General features: G+C 70.5%; 15 protein-coding genes, 1 rRNA gene and 1 riboswitch. Of the genes, 12 read left to right on the top strand and 4 right to left on the bottom strand.

Annotated features, from left to right (window positions below; all coding sequences use genetic code 11):
* From rrf to ACH4NX_RS26860, 11 genes are all read left to right on the top strand, one after another.
* Window positions 1-95, top strand: a 5S ribosomal RNA gene (gene rrf, locus ACH4NX_RS26910); the annotation flags it as partial.
* A gap of 110 nt (window positions 96-205) precedes the next feature.
* Entirely contained in the window at window positions 206-826 is a 621-nt protein-coding gene (locus ACH4NX_RS26905; RefSeq protein ID WP_351395378.1) for a CDP-alcohol phosphatidyltransferase family protein, read from the top strand.
* A 101-nt stretch (window positions 827-927) separates the two neighbouring features.
* Window positions 928-3,423: a mannose-1-phosphate guanyltransferase gene (locus ACH4NX_RS26900; RefSeq protein ID WP_351395376.1), complete on the top strand. Its 2,496-nt coding sequence runs from the start codon at window positions 928-930 to the stop codon at window positions 3,421-3,423.
* 98 nt (window positions 3,424-3,521) lie between these two features.
* On the top strand, window positions 3,522-4,427 hold the full coding sequence (locus ACH4NX_RS26895) for a DUF881 domain-containing protein (protein ID WP_351395373.1): 906 nt from the start codon (window positions 3,522-3,524) through the stop codon (window positions 4,425-4,427).
* Window positions 4,424-4,756 carry a small basic family protein gene (locus ACH4NX_RS26890; RefSeq protein ID WP_003977440.1) on the top strand — a complete coding sequence of 111 codons (333 nt, stop codon included), beginning with the start codon at window positions 4,424-4,426 and terminating at the stop codon, window positions 4,754-4,756. The genes ACH4NX_RS26895 and ACH4NX_RS26890 overlap by 4 nt, the downstream gene beginning before the upstream one ends.
* A 5-nt stretch (window positions 4,757-4,761) precedes the next feature.
* Window positions 4,762-5,622: a DUF881 domain-containing protein gene (locus tag ACH4NX_RS26885; protein ID WP_351395369.1), complete on the top strand. Its 861-nt coding sequence runs from the start codon at window positions 4,762-4,764 to the stop codon at window positions 5,620-5,622.
* Between the two features lie 61 nt (window positions 5,623-5,683).
* Window positions 5,684-6,643: an FHA domain-containing protein gene (locus tag ACH4NX_RS26880; RefSeq protein ID WP_351395366.1), complete on the top strand. Its 960-nt coding sequence runs from the start codon at window positions 5,684-5,686 to the stop codon at window positions 6,641-6,643.
* Window positions 6,644-6,686: 43 nt separating this feature from the next.
* Window positions 6,687-7,424, top strand: a complete 738-nt coding sequence (locus ACH4NX_RS26875) for a MerR family transcriptional regulator (protein WP_351395363.1) — start codon at window positions 6,687-6,689, stop codon at window positions 7,422-7,424.
* 83 nt (window positions 7,425-7,507) lie between these two features.
* A complete protein-coding gene (locus tag ACH4NX_RS26870) occupies window positions 7,508-7,981 on the top strand; it encodes a bifunctional nuclease family protein (protein ID WP_191886208.1) in 474 nt (157 codons plus the stop codon).
* 193 nt (window positions 7,982-8,174) lie between these two features.
* Entirely contained in the window at window positions 8,175-8,858 is a 684-nt protein-coding gene (locus ACH4NX_RS26865; RefSeq protein WP_351395359.1) for a MerR family transcriptional regulator, read from the top strand.
* 76 nt (window positions 8,859-8,934) lie between these two features.
* Window positions 8,935-10,401: a DNA polymerase IV gene (locus ACH4NX_RS26860; RefSeq protein WP_398128982.1), complete on the top strand. Its 1,467-nt coding sequence runs from the start codon at window positions 8,935-8,937 to the stop codon at window positions 10,399-10,401.
* Between the two features lie 111 nt (window positions 10,402-10,512).
* On the opposite strand, the gene ACH4NX_RS26855 is transcribed toward ACH4NX_RS26860, so the two are convergent.
* On the bottom strand, window positions 10,513-10,890 hold the full coding sequence (locus ACH4NX_RS26855) for a PRC-barrel domain-containing protein (protein WP_398128981.1): 378 nt from the start codon (window positions 10,888-10,890) through the stop codon (window positions 10,513-10,515).
* A 137-nt stretch (window positions 10,891-11,027) separates the two neighbouring features.
* A riboswitch (glycine riboswitch) is annotated at window positions 11,028-11,123 on the top strand.
* Between the two features lie 175 nt (window positions 11,124-11,298).
* Here ACH4NX_RS26855 and gcvP point away from each other — a divergent pair.
* Window positions 11,299-14,184 (top strand): aminomethyl-transferring glycine dehydrogenase, encoded by a 2,886-nt coding sequence (gene gcvP / locus ACH4NX_RS26850; protein ID WP_398128980.1) that lies wholly within the window; start codon window positions 11,299-11,301, stop codon window positions 14,182-14,184.
* A 65-nt stretch (window positions 14,185-14,249) separates the two neighbouring features.
* Here the strand turns inward: gcvP and ACH4NX_RS26845 are convergent, their stop codons facing one another.
* From ACH4NX_RS26845 to ACH4NX_RS26835, 3 genes are read right to left on the bottom strand one after another with little or no spacing between them, the layout of a single operon-like run.
* Window positions 14,250-14,669 carry a molybdopterin-binding protein gene (locus ACH4NX_RS26845; RefSeq protein WP_398128979.1) on the bottom strand — a complete coding sequence of 140 codons (420 nt, stop codon included), beginning with the start codon at window positions 14,667-14,669 and terminating at the stop codon, window positions 14,250-14,252.
* A gap of 26 nt (window positions 14,670-14,695) precedes the next feature.
* Complete coding sequence (locus ACH4NX_RS26840; protein ID WP_351395345.1) at window positions 14,696-15,793, bottom strand: ABC transporter ATP-binding protein; 1,098 nt, start codon at window positions 15,791-15,793, stop codon at window positions 14,696-14,698.
* Window positions 15,790-16,563 (bottom strand): ABC transporter permease, encoded by a 774-nt coding sequence (locus tag ACH4NX_RS26835; protein WP_351395342.1) that lies wholly within the window; start codon window positions 16,561-16,563, stop codon window positions 15,790-15,792. Before ACH4NX_RS26835 ends, ACH4NX_RS26840 begins: the two co-directional genes overlap by 4 nt.
* Between the last annotated feature and the right edge of the window lie 23 nt (window positions 16,564-16,586).

Here is a 16,586-nt window from a genome sequence, read left to right as displayed (position 1 = left end):
AAACGCCCGGTTACATTTCGAACCCGGAAGCTAAGCCTTACAGCGCCGATGGTACTGCAGGGGGGACCCTGTGGGAGAGTAGGACGCCGCCGAACTCCTTCTAGAGCTCTGGCTCTTGGGCACACAGCCCGAGAGCCAGAGCTTTTTTGCGTTGAGGTAAGGTCAGTGAGCATCATTGGCTCGTTTCCCCCCAGGAGGCCCCCGCGTGGAGGTCCAGGAGACCCGCGTGCAGACTGACCGGGTCCTCACCATCCCGAACATCCTCAGCATGGCGCGCCTCGCCGGCGTGCCGCTCTTCCTGTGGCTCATCCTCAGGCCCGAGTTCGGCGGCCCGGAGAGCGACGGCTGGGCGCTGTTGGTGCTGGCCCTGAGCGGAGTCAGCGACTACCTGGACGGGAAGCTCGCACGGCGCTGGAACCAGATCAGCAGCCTCGGCCGGCTCCTGGACCCCGCGGCCGACCGGCTTTACATTCTGTCCACTCTGGTGGGCCTCACCTGGCGCGAGATTCTCCCGCTCTGGTTGACCCTTGTACTGCTTGCCCGGGAAGCGGTCCTGCTGGTGATGGTGGGCATCCTCCGGCGTCATGGCTATCCGCCGCCGCAGGTGAACTTCCTGGGGAAGGCAGCCACCTTCAACCTCATGTACGCCTTCCCTCTGCTTCTGCTCAGCGACGGAAGCGGATGGATCGCGTCACTCGCCGCTGTTTTCGGATGGGCGTTCGCCGGATGGGGTACAACCCTGTACTGGTGGGCAGGTGTTCTCTACGTGGTGCAGGTCCGCCGCTTGGTCCGTGCGGACACCATGACCGATAGAACTCGCCGATAGTGCGGCCCCCAGCAGTCGGATGGCCCCGACTGCGAAAGTGCGGGACGCTGGACGGGTGAAGTCGGGCAAACCGTCGTCTCGCAGAGGAGGACGCTTCCGACATGAAGGCCGTCGTGATGGCTGGAGGCGAAGGCACACGCCTTCGTCCCATGACCTCGAGTATGCCCAAGCCGCTCCTGCCGGTGGCCAACCGGCCGATCATGGAGCACGTCCTGAGGCTGCTCAAAAGGCATGGGCTCAATGAGACCGTCGTCACCGTCCAGTTCCTGGCCTCACTGGTCAAGAACTACTTCGGTGACGGCGAAGAGCTCGGAATGGAGCTCTCCTATGCCAACGAGGAGAAGCCACTCGGTACCGCCGGAAGCGTCAAGAACGCTGAGGAGGCGTTGAAGGACGATGCCTTCCTCGTCATTTCCGGCGATGCCCTGACCGACTTCGACCTCACCGACCTGATCAATTTCCACAAGGAAAAGGGCGCGCTCGTCACCGTGTGTCTGACACGCGTGCCCAACCCGCTTGAATTCGGCATCACCATCGTCGACGAAGAGGGCAAGGTCGAGCGCTTCCTGGAGAAGCCGACCTGGGGCCAGGTCTTCTCGGACACCGTGAACACCGGCATCTACGTCATGGAGCCCGAGGTATTCGACTACGTCGACCCCGACGTGCCCGTCGACTGGTCCGGTGATGTCTTCCCGCAGCTGATGAAGGAAGGCAAGCCCGTCTACGGCTACATCGCCGAGGGCTACTGGGAGGACGTCGGCACCCACGAGAGCTATGTGAAGGCCCAGGCGGACGTACTGGAGCGCAAGGTCGACGTCGACATCGACGGCTTCGAGATCTCGCCCGGCGTCTGGGTGGCCGAGGGCGCCGAGGTACACCCCGACGCCGTGCTCCGAGGACCCCTCTACATCGGCGACTACGCCAAGGTCGAGGCCGGCGCCGAAATCCGGGAACACACGGTCGTCGGCTCCAACGTCGTCGTCAAGAGCGGCGCCTTCCTGCACAAGGCCGTCGTGGCCGACAACGTGTACGTCGGGCCGCACAGCAACCTGCGGGGCTGCGTCGTCGGCAAGAACACCGACATCATGCGCGCCGCGCGGATCGAGGACGGCGCGGTCATCGGTGACGAGTGCCTGGTCGGCGAAGAATCGATCATCCAGGGCAACGTCCGGGTCTACCCGTTCAAGACCATCGAGGCCGGCGCCTTCGTCAACACCTCGGTCATCTGGGAGTCCCGGGGCCAGGCGCATCTCTTCGGCGCCCGCGGCGTGTCCGGCATCCTGAACGTGGAGATCACCCCGGAGCTGGCAGTACGGCTGGCCGGTGCCTACGCGACCACGCTGAAGAAGGGCTCCACCGTCACCACGGCCCGCGACCACTCCCGCGGTGCCCGTGCGCTGAAACGGGCGGTGATCTCCGCACTGCAGGCCAGCGCCATCGACGTACGGGACCTGGAGAACGTACCGCTGCCCGTGGCGCGGCAGCAGACCGCGCGGGGCAGCGCGGGCGGGATCATGATCCGGACCACGCCCGGGGTACCGGACTCCGTGGACATCATGTTCTTCGACGGACAGGGCGCCGACCTGTCCCAGGGGAGCCAGCGGAAACTGGACCGGGTGTTCGCGCGGCAGGAGTACCGGCGGGCCTTCCCCGGCGAGATCGGGGACCTGCACTTCCCGTCCAGCGTCTTCGACTCGTACACCGGGTCGCTGCTGCGCAACGTCGACATCACGGGCATCGCGGACTCAGGGCTCAAGGTGGTCGTCGACGCCTCCAACGGCAGCTCGGGGCTGGTACTGCCCAGTCTGCTCGGGAAGCTGGGCGTCGACTCGCTGACCATCAATCCGGGGCTCGACGAGTCCCGGCCGACCGAGTCGGCCGACATGCGGCGGTCGGGGCTGGTCCGTCTCGGGGAGATCGTGGCGTCCTCGCGGGCGGCGTTCGGCGTGCGGTTCGACCCGGTGGGTGAGCGGCTGTCGCTGGTCGACGAGAAGGGCCGCATCATCGAGGACGACCGGGCCCTGCTGGTGATGCTCGACCTGATCGCGGCCGAGCGGCGCAGTGGCCGGGTCGCGCTGCCGGTGACGACCACCAGGATCGCCGAACAGGTGGCGGCGTACCACGGCACCCAGGTCGAGTGGACGACCACCTCTCCCGACGACCTGACGCGGGTCGGAGGTGAGGAAGGCGCGATCTTCGGCGGTGACGGCAAGGGCGGCTTCATCGTCCCGGAGTTCAGCAGCGTCTACGACGGCACGGCGGCCTTCGTGCGGCTGATCGGGCTGGTGGCGCGGACGCAGCTCACGCTGAGCCAGATCGACGCGCGGATCCCGCGGGCGCACGTGCTGAAGCGTGATCTGGCCACACCGTGGGCGGTGAAGGGCCTGGTGATGCGGCGGGTCGTCGAGGCGGCCGGAGACCGCTTCGTGGACACCACGGACGGGGTGCGTGTGGTGGAGACCGACGGACGCTGGGTGATGGTGCTTCCCGACCCGGCCGAGGCGGTCACCCATCTGTGGGCCGAGGGGCCCGACGACGCCTCCGCGCAGGCGCTGCTCGACGAGTGGTCCGCGGTGGTGGACAGCGCGGGCCGGTAAAATACACCGCACGCGTGCGTGCCGGACAAGTGTCCCCAAGGGGGCCTGTCCGGCACGCCGGTGGGGCCGTTCGGAGGTAGTGGCCGTGGCGTGCGACGATGTGCGGCATGCCGCAGCAACCCCCCGTTCGGAGCACATTCACGCGGCCCGCGCGCCCGGACGCGTCCATGTCCTTGCTCACCAACGTCATGGACCACAGCCTCGACGACGGCTACGCCGAGGCCGCCGCGCGGAAGAAGGCCGAGGGCACCGGCGGAATGCCCAAGACCCTGCGGGCCAAGCTGGGACTGGCCGCCGGGCTGGTGCTGGCGGCCCTGGTCGTGACGGTCGGCGCGGCCCAGGCACGGGTCGCGGCGCCCGCCGTCGCCAAGGAGCGCGAAGAGCTCATCGACCGCATCGAGGGGGAGACCTCCACGGCCGACAAGCTCGAGGAGAGCGTCGACAAGCTGCGCGAGGACGTGGGCGCGCGGCAGCGCGAGGCGCTCGAGAAGAACGGCGACAGCGACCGGTCCGACCTGATGGGCATCCTGTCGGGCGCCGTCGAGGTGCACGGCCCGGGTGTGAGACTCGTGGTGAACGACGCCAAGGACACGGGCACGGGCGGTGACGGGCAGCCGCGCGGGACGTCCGGATTCTCCAACACGGGCCGGGTCCGGGACCGGGACATGCAGCGCGTGGTCAACGGGCTGTGGGAGTCGGGGGCAGAGGCGGTCTCCATCAACGGACGGCGCCTGACAGCGCTGTCGGCGATCAGGGCCGCCGGTGACGCGATACTGGTCGACAACAAGCCGCTGGTGCCGCCGTACACGGTGCTCGCGGTCGGGGACGGCGAGCGGCTCAGCACCCGGTTCCAGGACAGTGCCGATGGGCTGTACCTGCATGTTCTGCAGGAGAACTACGGCATCCGGACGGCCATATCCGCGGCGGACGATCTCAGGTTGCCGGCCGCCACGAGTGTGATCGTACGTACAGCACAGCCGATAACCGAGAAGGGCACATCGTGATCGCCGTACTGGGCCTCGTCGTGGGAGTCGTGGCCGGCCTGCTGGTCCGGCCCGAGGTGCCGGCCGCCGTCGAGCCTTACCTGCCGATCGCCGTCGTGGCAGCGCTCGACGCCGTGTTCGGCGGTCTGCGGGCCATGCTCGACGGCATCTTCGACGACAAGGTCTTCGTGGTGTCCTTCCTGTCGAACGTGGTCGTGGCCGCGCTGATCGTGTTCCTGGGTGACAAGTTGGGCGTCGGGGCCCAGCTGTCCACCGGTGTGGTGGTCGTCCTCGGCATCCGTATCTTCTCCAACGCCGCGGCGATCCGTCGCCACGTCTTCCGGGCGTGAGGCGGATGAGCGACCAGGACGAGCAGAGCGGGAACAGGCTGCGCAAGGAGCTGCCGGACGAGGTGCCGCCGTCGGCGGGGACCCCGGGCGCCGACGCCCCGGACGGAAAGCTCTCGGAGCGGGGGCCCGAGCCGCGGTCCGGGCTGACCGGCAGGCAGCGGCTCGTCAAGGGTTTGTGGCCGCCGCGTCTGACCCGGGCCCAACTCATCGTCGCCCTGCTCCTGTTCGGCCTCGGTTTCGGCCTGGCGGTGCAGGTGGCGTCGAACAGCGAGAGTGACAGCGCGCTGCGCGGAGCCCGGCAGGAGGATCTGGTCCGCATCCTCGATGAACTGGACGACCGTACTCAGCGTCTTGAAGACGAGAAGCAGGGCCTCGAGAAGCAGCGCGACGAGCTGGAGAACAGCTCCGACCAGGCAGAGGAGGCCCGTAGGCAGACGCTCGAGAAGGAGCGGCAACTCGGCATTCTCGCGGGCACCGTGGCCGCGCAGGGGCCCGGCATCACGGTGACGATCGAGGACACGAAGGGAGCGGTCGAGGCGGACATGCTGCTCGACGCGATCCAGGAGCTGCGCGCGGCGGGTGCGGAGGCGATCCAGGTGAACGGTGTACGGGTCGTCGCCGGCACGTACCTCACGGACTCCGACAAGACCGTGAGCGTCGACGGGAACAAGATCAACGCGCCCTATCGTTTCCAGGTCATCGGCAAGCCGCAGGACCTGGAACCGGCTCTCAACATTCCTGGAGGCGTCGTGCAGACTCTGGAGAAGGAACAGGCCACCGTTACTGTTGAGCGGTCGGGCAAGATCGTCGTGGACGCCTTGCGAGCGGCGAAGCGGCCTGACTACGCTCGGTCGTCGCCCCAGTGAACCGGGGGTGCATGGGCGGCGTCCGGCGAGGGCATGAGGTTGCGGGGGGTCGGCGCACCGATTGGGTGGTGCGTGGTGGAAACTGTCTGGTGGAGACGGACGTTGTGAAGGTGTCCGGGTCGGCCAGTACGTTCAGTCAGGGTTCGTCCTGCCCCACGGGCGGGTCTGTTTCGGTCAAGGGGAATCGCCCGTGAAGTTGTTTGCGAAGTTGTTCGGCAAGAGCGCGCGAGAGGGCAGCGACAACGCGACCGCTCGCCATCGCGCACAGCCCGACGCGGAAGGTCGGCGTCCGATGTTCCGGGACCAGGTGGCTGGTCCGGGTGGTGACACTTCGGGTGGGCAGGGCGCGCCGTCTGTTGACCCCGCGCAGTCCAGCGGCATAGGTTTCGGGCAACCGTCAACCTCAGGTACGGGTGGAGGGTTTGCCCCCGGTCCGTACGCGTCGAACGCCCCGGCGGGGCAGCCGCGGCAGGAGGATCCGTCCATGTCGGCGCTGGTGTGCACGAGGTGCGGTAACCGCAACGCGGAGAACAGCCGTTTCTGTTCCAACTGCGGCGCGCCGCTGCGTGCCGGGGCGGTTCCGGAGCGTGCGTCCGAGACGACCTCCACGATCTCCATCTCCGGCCTGGAGGCGTACGACGCCGAGGTGACCGGCCAGACGGCGATTCCGGCGCTCTCTCCCGAGGCACAGGCGGCCGTCGACGCGTTGCCGCTGGGTTCCGCGCTCCTCGTGGTGCGCCGCGGTCCGAACTCGGGCAGCCGCTTCCTGCTGGACGGCGAGCTGACCACCGCCGGACGTCATCCGCAGAGCGACATCTTCCTGGACGACGTGACGGTCTCGCGCCGGCACGTGGAGTTCCGCCGCAGCCCGGACGGCTCGTTCACGGTGGCCGACGTCGGCAGCCTGAACGGCACGTACGTCAACCGCGAGCGCATCGACCAGGTCGCCCTGTCGAACGGTGACGAGGTGCAGATCGGCAAGTACCGGCTGGTCTTCTACGCGAGCCAGCGGGGTTACTGACCCGCCCCCGGGCATCCGCCCGGGGAACCTCCAGGGAAGGTCCATGCTTCAAACACCGAGCGGCGGTGCCGGGCACGGCACCGCCGTCACGGACAGTGGGCTGATGAGCATCGGCACGGTGCTGAACGCGCTGCGTGACGAGTTCCCCGACATCACCATCTCCAAGATCCGTTTCCTGGAGTCGGAGGGCCTCGTGGAGCCGCGGCGGACCCCCGCCGGGTACCGCAAGTTCAGCGCCCACGACGTCGAGCGCCTCGGCCAGGTGCTGCGCATGCAGCGGGACCACTATCTGCCGCTGAAGGTGATCCGCGAGCACCTGGACGCCATGGAGCGTGGCGAGGCCGTCCCGCTGCCGGCACTGGCCCGGCAGCGGGACGGTGAGCCCGTGCCGGAGCCCGCCGAAGGGCCCGTGGTGGCCCGGATCGGGCGGGACGAGCTGCTCACCGCGGCCGGAATCGACGACCAGGAGCTGAAGGAGTGGGAGTCGTACGGGCTCCTCGCTCCGCTCCCCGACGGGGCGTACGACGCCGAGGTGGTCACCGTGGCTTCACTGGTGGTCCAGCTGGGGAAGTTCGGGATCGAGCCGCGGCACCTGCGGGTGATGAAGGCCGCAGCCGACCGGGAGGCCGGGCTCGTGGACCAGGTGGTGGCGCCGCTGAAGCGTCACCGCAACCCCCAGACCAGGGCCCACGCGGAAGCCCGCACCAAGGAGCTGGCGGGGCTGGCGGTGAAGCTGCACGCGGCACTGGTGCAGACCGCCCTCGGTGTGCGGCTGCCCTGAGCGGCCCGCTCGAGGGACCCGGATCGCCCACCCGATCCCGGTCCGACTACCCAAACGTCCCGGGCACGGCCTAGGGTTGCTGTGTGAACGAGCTCGATGTCGTAGGTGTCCGGGTCGAGATGCCCTCCAACCAGCCGATCGTGCTGCTGCGCGAGGTGGGAGGCGACCGCTTCCTCCCCATCTGGATCGGGCCTGGGGAGGCGACGGCGATCGCCTTCGCCCAGCAGGGCATGGCCCCCGCACGTCCGCTGACCCACGATCTGTTCAAGGACGTGCTGGAAGCCGTCGGCCAGGAGCTCACCGAGGTACGCATCACCGACCTGCGTGACGGGGTCTTCTACGCCGAGCTGGTCTTCGCGAGCGGTGTCGAGGTGAGCGCCAGGCCGTCCGACGCCATAGCGCTGGCCCTGCGCACCGGAACACCTATCTACGGCAGCGACACCGTGCTCGACGACGCCGGTATCGCCATCCCGGACGAGCAGGAGGACGAGGTCGAGAAGTTCCGCGAGTTCCTCGACCAGATCTCGCCCGAGGACTTCGGGAGCAGCAACCAGTGACACGCGCGGGCCGCGGCGGTCCAGGGCGGCTTACGGCCCCATTTCGGGCACATTCGGCTAGCCTTTCCCCGCGGTTGGGCACGGGAAACCACTCGTAGGGTGATTATCACTCGGCGTGCCGAGTGTGGCGATCGTTGACGCACCCTTGGTGACTGCCTACCGTCGAGGAGGCAGGTCAAGGACGGAGGTCGGCGTGAGAATCAGCGGCGACGGTACGGCTGGGGGTGGCCCCGGGCACAGCCTTGGGGCAAGCGGTCCGTACCCTCCCCCGAACTCTCGGCTCCGCGCGGGCGGGGGGTATCCCCAACACGGTGGCGCGGTCGATCCCGCTCCGCAGCGACCGGCTGCCGTGCCGAGCAGCGGAGGGGCGACGTCCATGGCGTCCGAGCAGATCGGCTACCGCGGGCCGACGGCCTGCGCGGCCGCCGGTATCACCTACCGGCAGCTCGACTACTGGGCCCGCACGGGCCTCGTCGAGCCCTCCGTGCGGCCCGCGCACGGATCCGGGACGCAGCGCCTGTACAGCTTCCGCGACGTGGTCGTGCTGAAGATCGTCAAGCGCTTCCTCGACACCGGGGTGTCACTGCAGAACATCCGTTCCGCCGTCCAGCATCTCAGGGAGCGCGGCTTTCGTGACCTGGAGCGGATGACGCTGATGAGCGACGGCGCCACGGTCTACGAGTGCACCTCGCCCGACGAGGTGCACGCCTTGCTCCAGGGCGGTCAGGGCGTCTTCGGCATCGCCGTCGGCGTGGTGTGGCGGGACGTCGAGGGCGCGCTGTCCCAGCTGCACGGGGAGCGGATCGACACGGGGGAGACCCTGGTCGGCCACAATCCCGCGGACGAACTGGCGAGGCGGCGCAACCGGGCCGTCTGACACCGCCGCGGGTGTGCGGCGGGCGATGTGGCCGGTCGGGCGGGCATTGTCAGTGGCGTAGGGCAGCATCGGACGTGTGAGAACCACGCCCACGATCCTGCATCTCGACATGGATGCCTTCTTCGCCTCGGTGGAGCAGGCGTCCAAGCCGAGTCTGCGCGGCAAGGCCGTCGTCGTGGGCGGGCTGGGACCGCGCGGGGTGGTCGCCACCTGCTCGTACGAGGCGAGGGTCTTCGGTGTGCACTCGGCGATGCCCATGGGCCAGGCCCGGCGGCTCGCGCCCAACGCGGCGTACCTCGTCCCCCGCTTCGAGCTCTACCGGTCGATCAGCGAGCAGGTGATGCGGCTGCTGCGGGGGCTGTCGCCCCTGGTGGAGCCGCTGAGCCTGGACGAGGCGTTCGTGGACCTGGAGGCCGGCGGGACGGCCTGGGACGCGGATTCGGCCCGGCTGGCGGGGGCGAGGCTGCGCACGGACATACGCACGGTCACCGGCCTCACCGGGTCCGTGGGGCTGGCCGCCTCCAAGATGCTCGCCAAGATCGCCTCGGAGGAGGCCAAACCTGACGGGCTGGTCCTGATCCCGCCGGGGACGGAGCGGGCCATGCTGGAGCCGATGACCGTGCGGACGCTGCCCGGTGTGGGACCGGCGACGGGTGACCATCTGCGCCGCGCCGGGATCACCACGGTCGGCGAGATGGCCGAGGCGGGGGAGGACGAGCTCGTGCGGTTGCTGGGCAAGGCGCACGGACACGCCCTGTACGCCATGGCCCTGGCCCGTGACGAGCGGCCCGTGGTGGCCGAGCGGGAGACCAAGTCGGTGTCCGTCGAGGACACCTACGACGTGGACATCCACGACCGTCTGCGGGTCGGTGTCGAAGTCGGGCGGCTGGCCGACCGGTGTGTGAGGCGGCTGCGCGGGTCCGGGCTGTCCGGGCGCACCATCGTGCTCAAGGTGCGCAGGTACGACTTCTCCACGCTGACGCGCTCCGAGACCCTGCGTGGGCCCACGGACGACCCGGGGGTGGTGCGGGAGGCCGCGGCCAGGCTGCTGGACTCGGTGGACACCACGGGTGGCGTGCGGCTGCTCGGGGTCGGCGTCAGCGGGCTCGCCGACTACACACAGGAGGACCTGTTCGCGCAGGCGGCGGGGGACCGGGCCGACGAGCCGGCCGAGGAGCTTGAGACGGAGCCCGTCGAGGAGCACCGGCCGGCTCCCACCGAGCGCCGGTGGCCGTCGGGGCACGACGTGCGGCACGCGGAGTACGGGCACGGGTGGGTGCAGGGCAGTGGGCTGGGGCGGGTCACGGTGCGGTTCGAGACGCCGTACTCGGAGTCCGGGCGGGTACGCACCTTCCTGGTGGACGACCCGGAACTGACACCGGCGGATCCGCTGCCGCTGGTGCGGCCCGTGCCGCGAAGACCCGGGGGCGCCGGGCCGGCGGGCGCGGACGACGGCTCGGACCGCGCTGCGGGCACCGGCCCGGGCCCCGACGCGGAGACCGGACCGGCGGGGCCCGCCCGCCATCCCCCGGCCAGGGCGTGAGGGGACGGCCCCTGTTGGCTTCCGGTCAGTGGCGGTGAGTGCCGGTGACGGCGGCGTGGAGGACGGCTGGAACCCGTGTTCGCGCTGTGACCCGCCGGCAGGCCGGGACGGTCAGCTCTCGTCCTGGCCCTGGCCCGCCAGCTTGCCGAAGTCGTGGTCGGGCAGCGGGGGAGGAGCGGCCACGTCGAGGCCGTAGTGGTGGTAGAGCTGGAGCTCCTGTTCCGGCGAGAGGTGGCGTCCGACGCCGAAGTCGGGAGCCTCCTTGATCAGGGCCCGGTCGAAGGGCACGCGCAGGGTGCCGTCGACCAGCTCGCTCGGTTCCAGGGGTACGAAGGCGTCCCTGCTGAACAGGCCGGTGCGTATGGCGGCCCACTCGGGGACGCCGGTGGCGTCGTCGAGATAGACCTCGTCGACAGTGCCGATCCGGGTGCCGTCGCGGTCGAGCGCCTTGCGGCCGATCAGATTGCGCGGGTCGATGTCGGTACGCACGGGGCCCTCCATTGGGTCGCACTGGGCTCGCACACCAGCCGCCGAATCATCCGTAAGTACTACAAAAGAGCACATGTGGCGGGTCGGCCACTCGAAATCTGCGCGGCGACCTCGCTGGTACGCTGGCAAACGGCTGCTGACCCCGCGCGGGAGAGTCCTCCGGACACCACCGGAGGCGCCGAAGGAGCAAATCCTCCCCGGAATCTCTCAGGCTCACGTACCGCACGGACGAGGTCACTCTGGAAAGCAGGGCGGGTGTCAAAGGCCCGCCCTCACCGACGGTGAAAGCCGGGAAAGCCCTCGGGCTCGCCCGGTGAAGCTCTCAGGTTGAGATGACAGAGGGGGAGGCCGTCGGGGTACCCGCGCCGTGGTGCCCCTCGAAGGTCGTCAGACCAGGAGGCCTCCGCAATGACCGCCCACCGCACCCCGCTCTCCGAACTCGAACAGGCAATGCCGTTCGAGCAGCGCCACATCGGCCCCGACCACGAGGCCCGGGCCAAGATGCTCGCGCAGGTCGGTTACGGTTCGCTCGACGAGCTGACGGCCGCCGCGGTGCCGGATGTGATCAAGAACGCCGACGCGCTGGACCTGCCCGGCGCGCGCTCAGAGGCCGAGGTGCTGGCCGAGCTGCGCTCACTGGCCGACCGCAACCAGGTCCTCGACTCCATGATCGGTCTCGGCTACTACGGCACCTTCACCCCGCCGGTCATCCTGCGCAACGTCATGGAGAACCCGTCCTGGTACACGGCGTACACGCCCTACCAGCCGGAGATCTCCCAGGGCCGTCTCGAGGCCCTGCTGAACTTCCAGACGATGGTCGCCGAGCTCACCGGCCTGCCCACCTCCGGTGCCTCGCTGCTCGACGAGAGCACCGCCGCCGCCGAGGCGATGGCGCTCTCCCGGCGCATGGGCAAGAACAAGAAGGGCCTGTTCCTGGTCGACGCGGACGCCCTGCCGCAGACCATCGCCGTGATACAGACCCGCGCCGAGCCGACCGGCGTCGAGATCGTCGTCGCCGACCTCAGCGAGGGCATCCCCGCCGAGGTCGCGGAGCGCGAGATCAACGGCGTCCTGATCCAGTACCCGGGCGCCTCCGGTGCCGTGCGCGACATCAGGCCGGTGATCGACCGGGCGCACGAGCTCGGCGCCCTCGTCACCGTCGCCGCCGACCTGCTCGCCCTCACGCTGCTCACCTCGCCCGGCGAGCTGGGCGCGGACATCGCCATCGGCACGACGCAGCGCTTCGGTGTGCCGATGGGCTTCGGCGGGCCGCACGCCGGCTACATGGCCGTGCACGAGAAGTTCGCGCGCAGCCTGCCCGGCCGCCTGGTCGGCGTCTCCGTGGACGCCGACGGCAACAGGGCCTACCGCCTCGCCCTGCAGACCCGCGAGCAGCACATCCGCCGTGAGAAGGCCACCAGTAACATCTGCACCGCGCAGGTGCTGCTCGCCGTGATGGCCGGAATGTACGCCGTGTACCACGGCCCCGAGGGGCTGCGGGCCATCGCGCGCCGCACCCACCGGTACGCCTCGATCACCGCCGCGGGCCTCGCGGCCGGTGGCGTCGATGTCGTCCACGGTGCCTACTTCGACACGGTCACCGCGCGGGTGCCCGGCCGGGCCGGCGCGATCGTCCACGCCGCCCGCGAGAACGGCATCAACCTGCGCCTCGTCGACGCCGACCACGTGTCGTTCGCCTGCGACGAGACCACCACGCGCGCCCAGGTCGGCGGCGTGTGGAACGCCTTCGGCGTCGAGGGCGACATCGAGGCGCTGGACGCGGCGACCGGGGAGACGCTCCCCGAGGCGCTGCTGCGCAGCGACGACTTCCTGACCCACCCGGTCTTCCACCAGCACCGCTCCGAGACCGCGATGCTGCGCTACCTGCGCCGCCTCGCCGACCGCGACTACGCGCTGGACCGCGGCATGATCCCGCTGGGCTCCTGCACCATGAAGCTCAACGCCACCACCGAGATGGAGCCGGTGACCTGGCCGGAGTTCGGTGCGCTGCACCCCTTCGCGCCCGCCGAGCAGGCGCAGGGCTACCTCACGCTCATCCGTGAGCTGGAGGAGCGGCTCGCCGAGGTCACCGGGTACGACAAGGTCTCGCTCCAGCCCAACGCCGGGTCGCAGGGCGAGTTCGCCGGCCTGCTCGCCGTACGCGCCTACCACCGCGCCAACGGCGACGACCAGCGCACCGTCTGCCTCATCCCGTCCTCCGCGCACGGCACCAACGCGGCGAGCGCCGTCATGGCCGGCATGAAGGTCGTCGTCGTCAGGACCGCCGACGACGGCGAGATCGACGTCGAGGACCTGCGCGCCAAGATCGAGAAGCACCGCGACGAGCTGTCCGTGCTGATGATCACCTACCCCTCCACGCACGGCGTCTTCGAGGAGCACGTCGCCGACATCTGCGCCCAGGTGCACGACGCCGGCGGCCAGGTCTACGTGGACGGCGCCAACCTCAACGCCCTGGTCGGCCTCGCCAAGCCGGGCCACTTCGGCGGCGACGTCTCGCACCTGAACCTGCACAAGACCTTCTGCATCCCGCACGGCGGCGGCGGTCCCGGCGTCGGCCCCGTGGCCGTACGGTCGCACCTGGCGCCGTATCTGCCCAACCACCCGATGCAGCCCGCGGCCGGTCCGCAGACGGGCGTCGGCCCGATCTCGGCGGCGCCGTGGGGCTCGGCCGGCATCCTGCCGATCTCCTGGTCGTACGTCCGGCTGATGGGCGGCGAGGGGCTCAAGCGCGCCACGCAGGTGGCCGTGCTGTCCGCCAACTACATCGCCAAGCGCCTGGAGCCGCACTTCCCGGTGCTGTACAACGGCCCCGGCGGGCTGGTCGCGCACGAGTGCATCATCGACCTGCGCCCGCTGACCAAGGCGACCGGCGTGAGCGTCGACGACGTCGCCAAGCGGCTGATCGACTACGGCTTCCACGCGCCGACGATGTCGTTCCCGGTGGCCGGCACGCTGATGATCGAGCCGACCGAGTCCGAGGACCTGGCCGAGCTGGACCGGTTCTGCGAGGCGATGATCGCCATCCGCGCGGAGATCGAGAAGGTCGGCACCGGAGCCTGGTCCGCGGACGACAACCCGCTGCGGGGCGCCCCGCACACCGCCGGTGCGCTGGGCGGTGAGTGGGACCACGCGTACACGCGCGAGGAGGCCGTCTTCCCGGCCGGGGTGACCGCCGCCGACAAGTACTGGCCGCCGGTGCGCCGCATCGACCAGGCCTTCGGCGACCGGAACCTTGTCTGCTCCTGCCCGCCGCTGGACGCGTACGAGGACTGAGCCTGCCGTACGGGAGGGGCTCCGCGCGGGACCGGGAGGGTCCCGCGCGGAGCCCCTCCCGTGTCTCACGCGGTCGCGAGTGACACCTCCGTCGACTTGACCAGCGCGACGACGGGAACACCGGCGGACAGTCCCAGGTCGTCGGCGGCCTCCCTGGTGATCGCGGCGGTGAGTTCGGCGCCCTTCACGGCGATCCTGACGGAGGCCATCGCGTCGCCCGTGGCGAGGGCGGTGACCGTACCGGGCAGCCGGTTGCGGATGGAGAGGCCCTCGACGCGGCCGGTCGCCACGGACACCTCCGTCGACTTCACCAGGGCGCGGACGGCGGTGCCGGCGGACAGTCCCAGGTCGTCCGCGGCGTCCCGGGTGATCGCCGCGGTGAGGTCCTGGCCGCCCGAGAGGCGGACCCGGACCGTCGCCATGGCCTCGCCCGGGGTGACGGCGGTGACGGTGCCGGGGAGCTGGTTGCGGATGCTCAGGCTCATGGGGGCACCGTAGCCCGATGGAGGTGCTATGCCGGGTATGCGTGCGTCTGCGTCGCCTTGACCGTCGCCCAGACCGGCGTGCCCGGGTGGAGGCCGAGCTCGGCCGCCGCGACCGTGGTGAGGTCGGCGGCGAGCGGGAGTTCGCCCGTGAGGTCCACGCGGATCTGGTCGCCGTGGGTCTCCAGGCCCGCGACCTCGCAGCGCCACAGGTTGCGGGCGCTGGAGCCGGTGGGACGTTGTCCGTACAGGGTCACGGCGCCCGGCGGGAAGGCGACGAAGACCGGGCCGGAGAGTTCCTCGGTGGTGGTGATGGCGCAACCGGCGTCCAGCCGCACGGTGTGGCCGTCGGCCCGGCCGCGGTAGAGGTTCAGGCCGACCAGCTGGGCGATGTAGTCCGTGCGGGGCCGACGGGCGATGTCGGCGGGACCGCCCTCCTGGACGACCCCGCCGTCCTCCACGACGACCAGCCGGTCGGCCAGCACCATGGCGTCCAGCGGGTCGTGCGTGACCAGCACGGCGACGGCCTCGAACTCGGCCAGGTGGCGGCGGAGCTGGGCGCGGACCTCCAGGCGTGTCCGGGCGTCCAGGGCGGCCAGGGGCTCGTCCAGGAGCAGCAGCCGGGGATTGGTGGCCAGGGCGCGGGCGAGTGCGACGCGCTGTGCCTGGCCGCCGGAGAGACGGCGCGGCTTGGCCCCCGCGTGGTCGGCCAGACCCATGCGGTCCAGCCACGCGGCGGCCAGGGCCCGGGCCTCGGCCTTGCTCGCGCCCCGGCAGCGCGGCCCGAAGGCCACGTTGTCGAGCGCCGTCAGGTGCGGGAAGAGCAGGTAGTCCTGGAAGACCACGCCGACCGGACGGGACTCGGGCGGCGTACGGTCCAGGGCGCCGCCGTCGAGGCGCAGATGACCGTCGGAGAGCGGGACGAGGCCGGCGAGCGCGCGCAGGGCGGTGGTCTTCCCGGCGCCGTTGGGACCGAGCAGGGCGACGACGTCGCCGGGCGCGGCGGTCAGCGCGACGTCCAGGTGGAAGGTGCCGCGGTCCACGACGAGGCGGGCGTCGAGGCCGGTGCCGGGGGTGTGTGTGCCCGTGGGTTCCGTGGCGGCGGACGGTTCGTCGGTGTCGGTCATGCCGCCCTCATCCAGCGGTCCCGGAGACCGGCCAGTACGGCGATGGAGACGGCCAGCAGCACCAGGCTGAGCGCGATCGCGGCCGCCGGGTCGTTCTGCAGGGCGAGATAGACCGCCAGCGGCATGGTCTGGGTCCGGCCCGGGAAGTTGCCCGCGAAGGTGATCGTCGCCCCGAACTCGCCCAGTGCCCGCGCCCACGCCAGGACGGCGCCCGCCGCGATGCCCGGCGCGATCAGCGGCAGCGTGACCCGGCGGAACGCGGTGAAGCGGGAGGCGCCCAGCGTCGTGGCGGCCTCCTCGAAGCGTGGGTCGGCGGCGCGCAGGGTGCCCTCCACGCTGATCACCAGGAACGGCATCGCCACGAACGTCTCCGCGAGAATCACGCCCGTCGTCGTGAACGGCAGCGTGATCCCGAACCACGCGTCCAGCCACTGCCCGACGACGCCGTTGCGCCCGAACGCCAGCAGGAGCGCCACGCCGCCCACCACCGGGGGCAGTACGAGGGGCAGTGTGACCAGGGCCCGTACGAAGCCGCGGCCGGGGAACTCCGTGCGGGCCAGCAGCCAGGCCAGCGGCACACCGACGACCAGGCTCAGCACGGTCGCCGACGTGGCGCACAGCAGTGACAGCCGGAGGGCCTGCCACACCTCCGGGCTGGACAGCTGGTCGGGCAGGCCGCTCCACGGCGCACGTACCAGCAGGGCGATCAGCGGCAGCAACAGGAACGCCAGGCCGACGAGGGCGGGTACCAGCAGGGGGACCGGCACCATGCGGACGCCCGTCCTGGGTACGT

Source organism: Streptomyces sp. NPDC017225 (assembly GCF_044331465.1).
Classification (GTDB): Bacteria; Actinomycetota; Actinomycetes; order Streptomycetales; family Streptomycetaceae; genus Streptomyces.
This window is presented reverse-complemented; position numbering and strand designations above follow the sequence as displayed.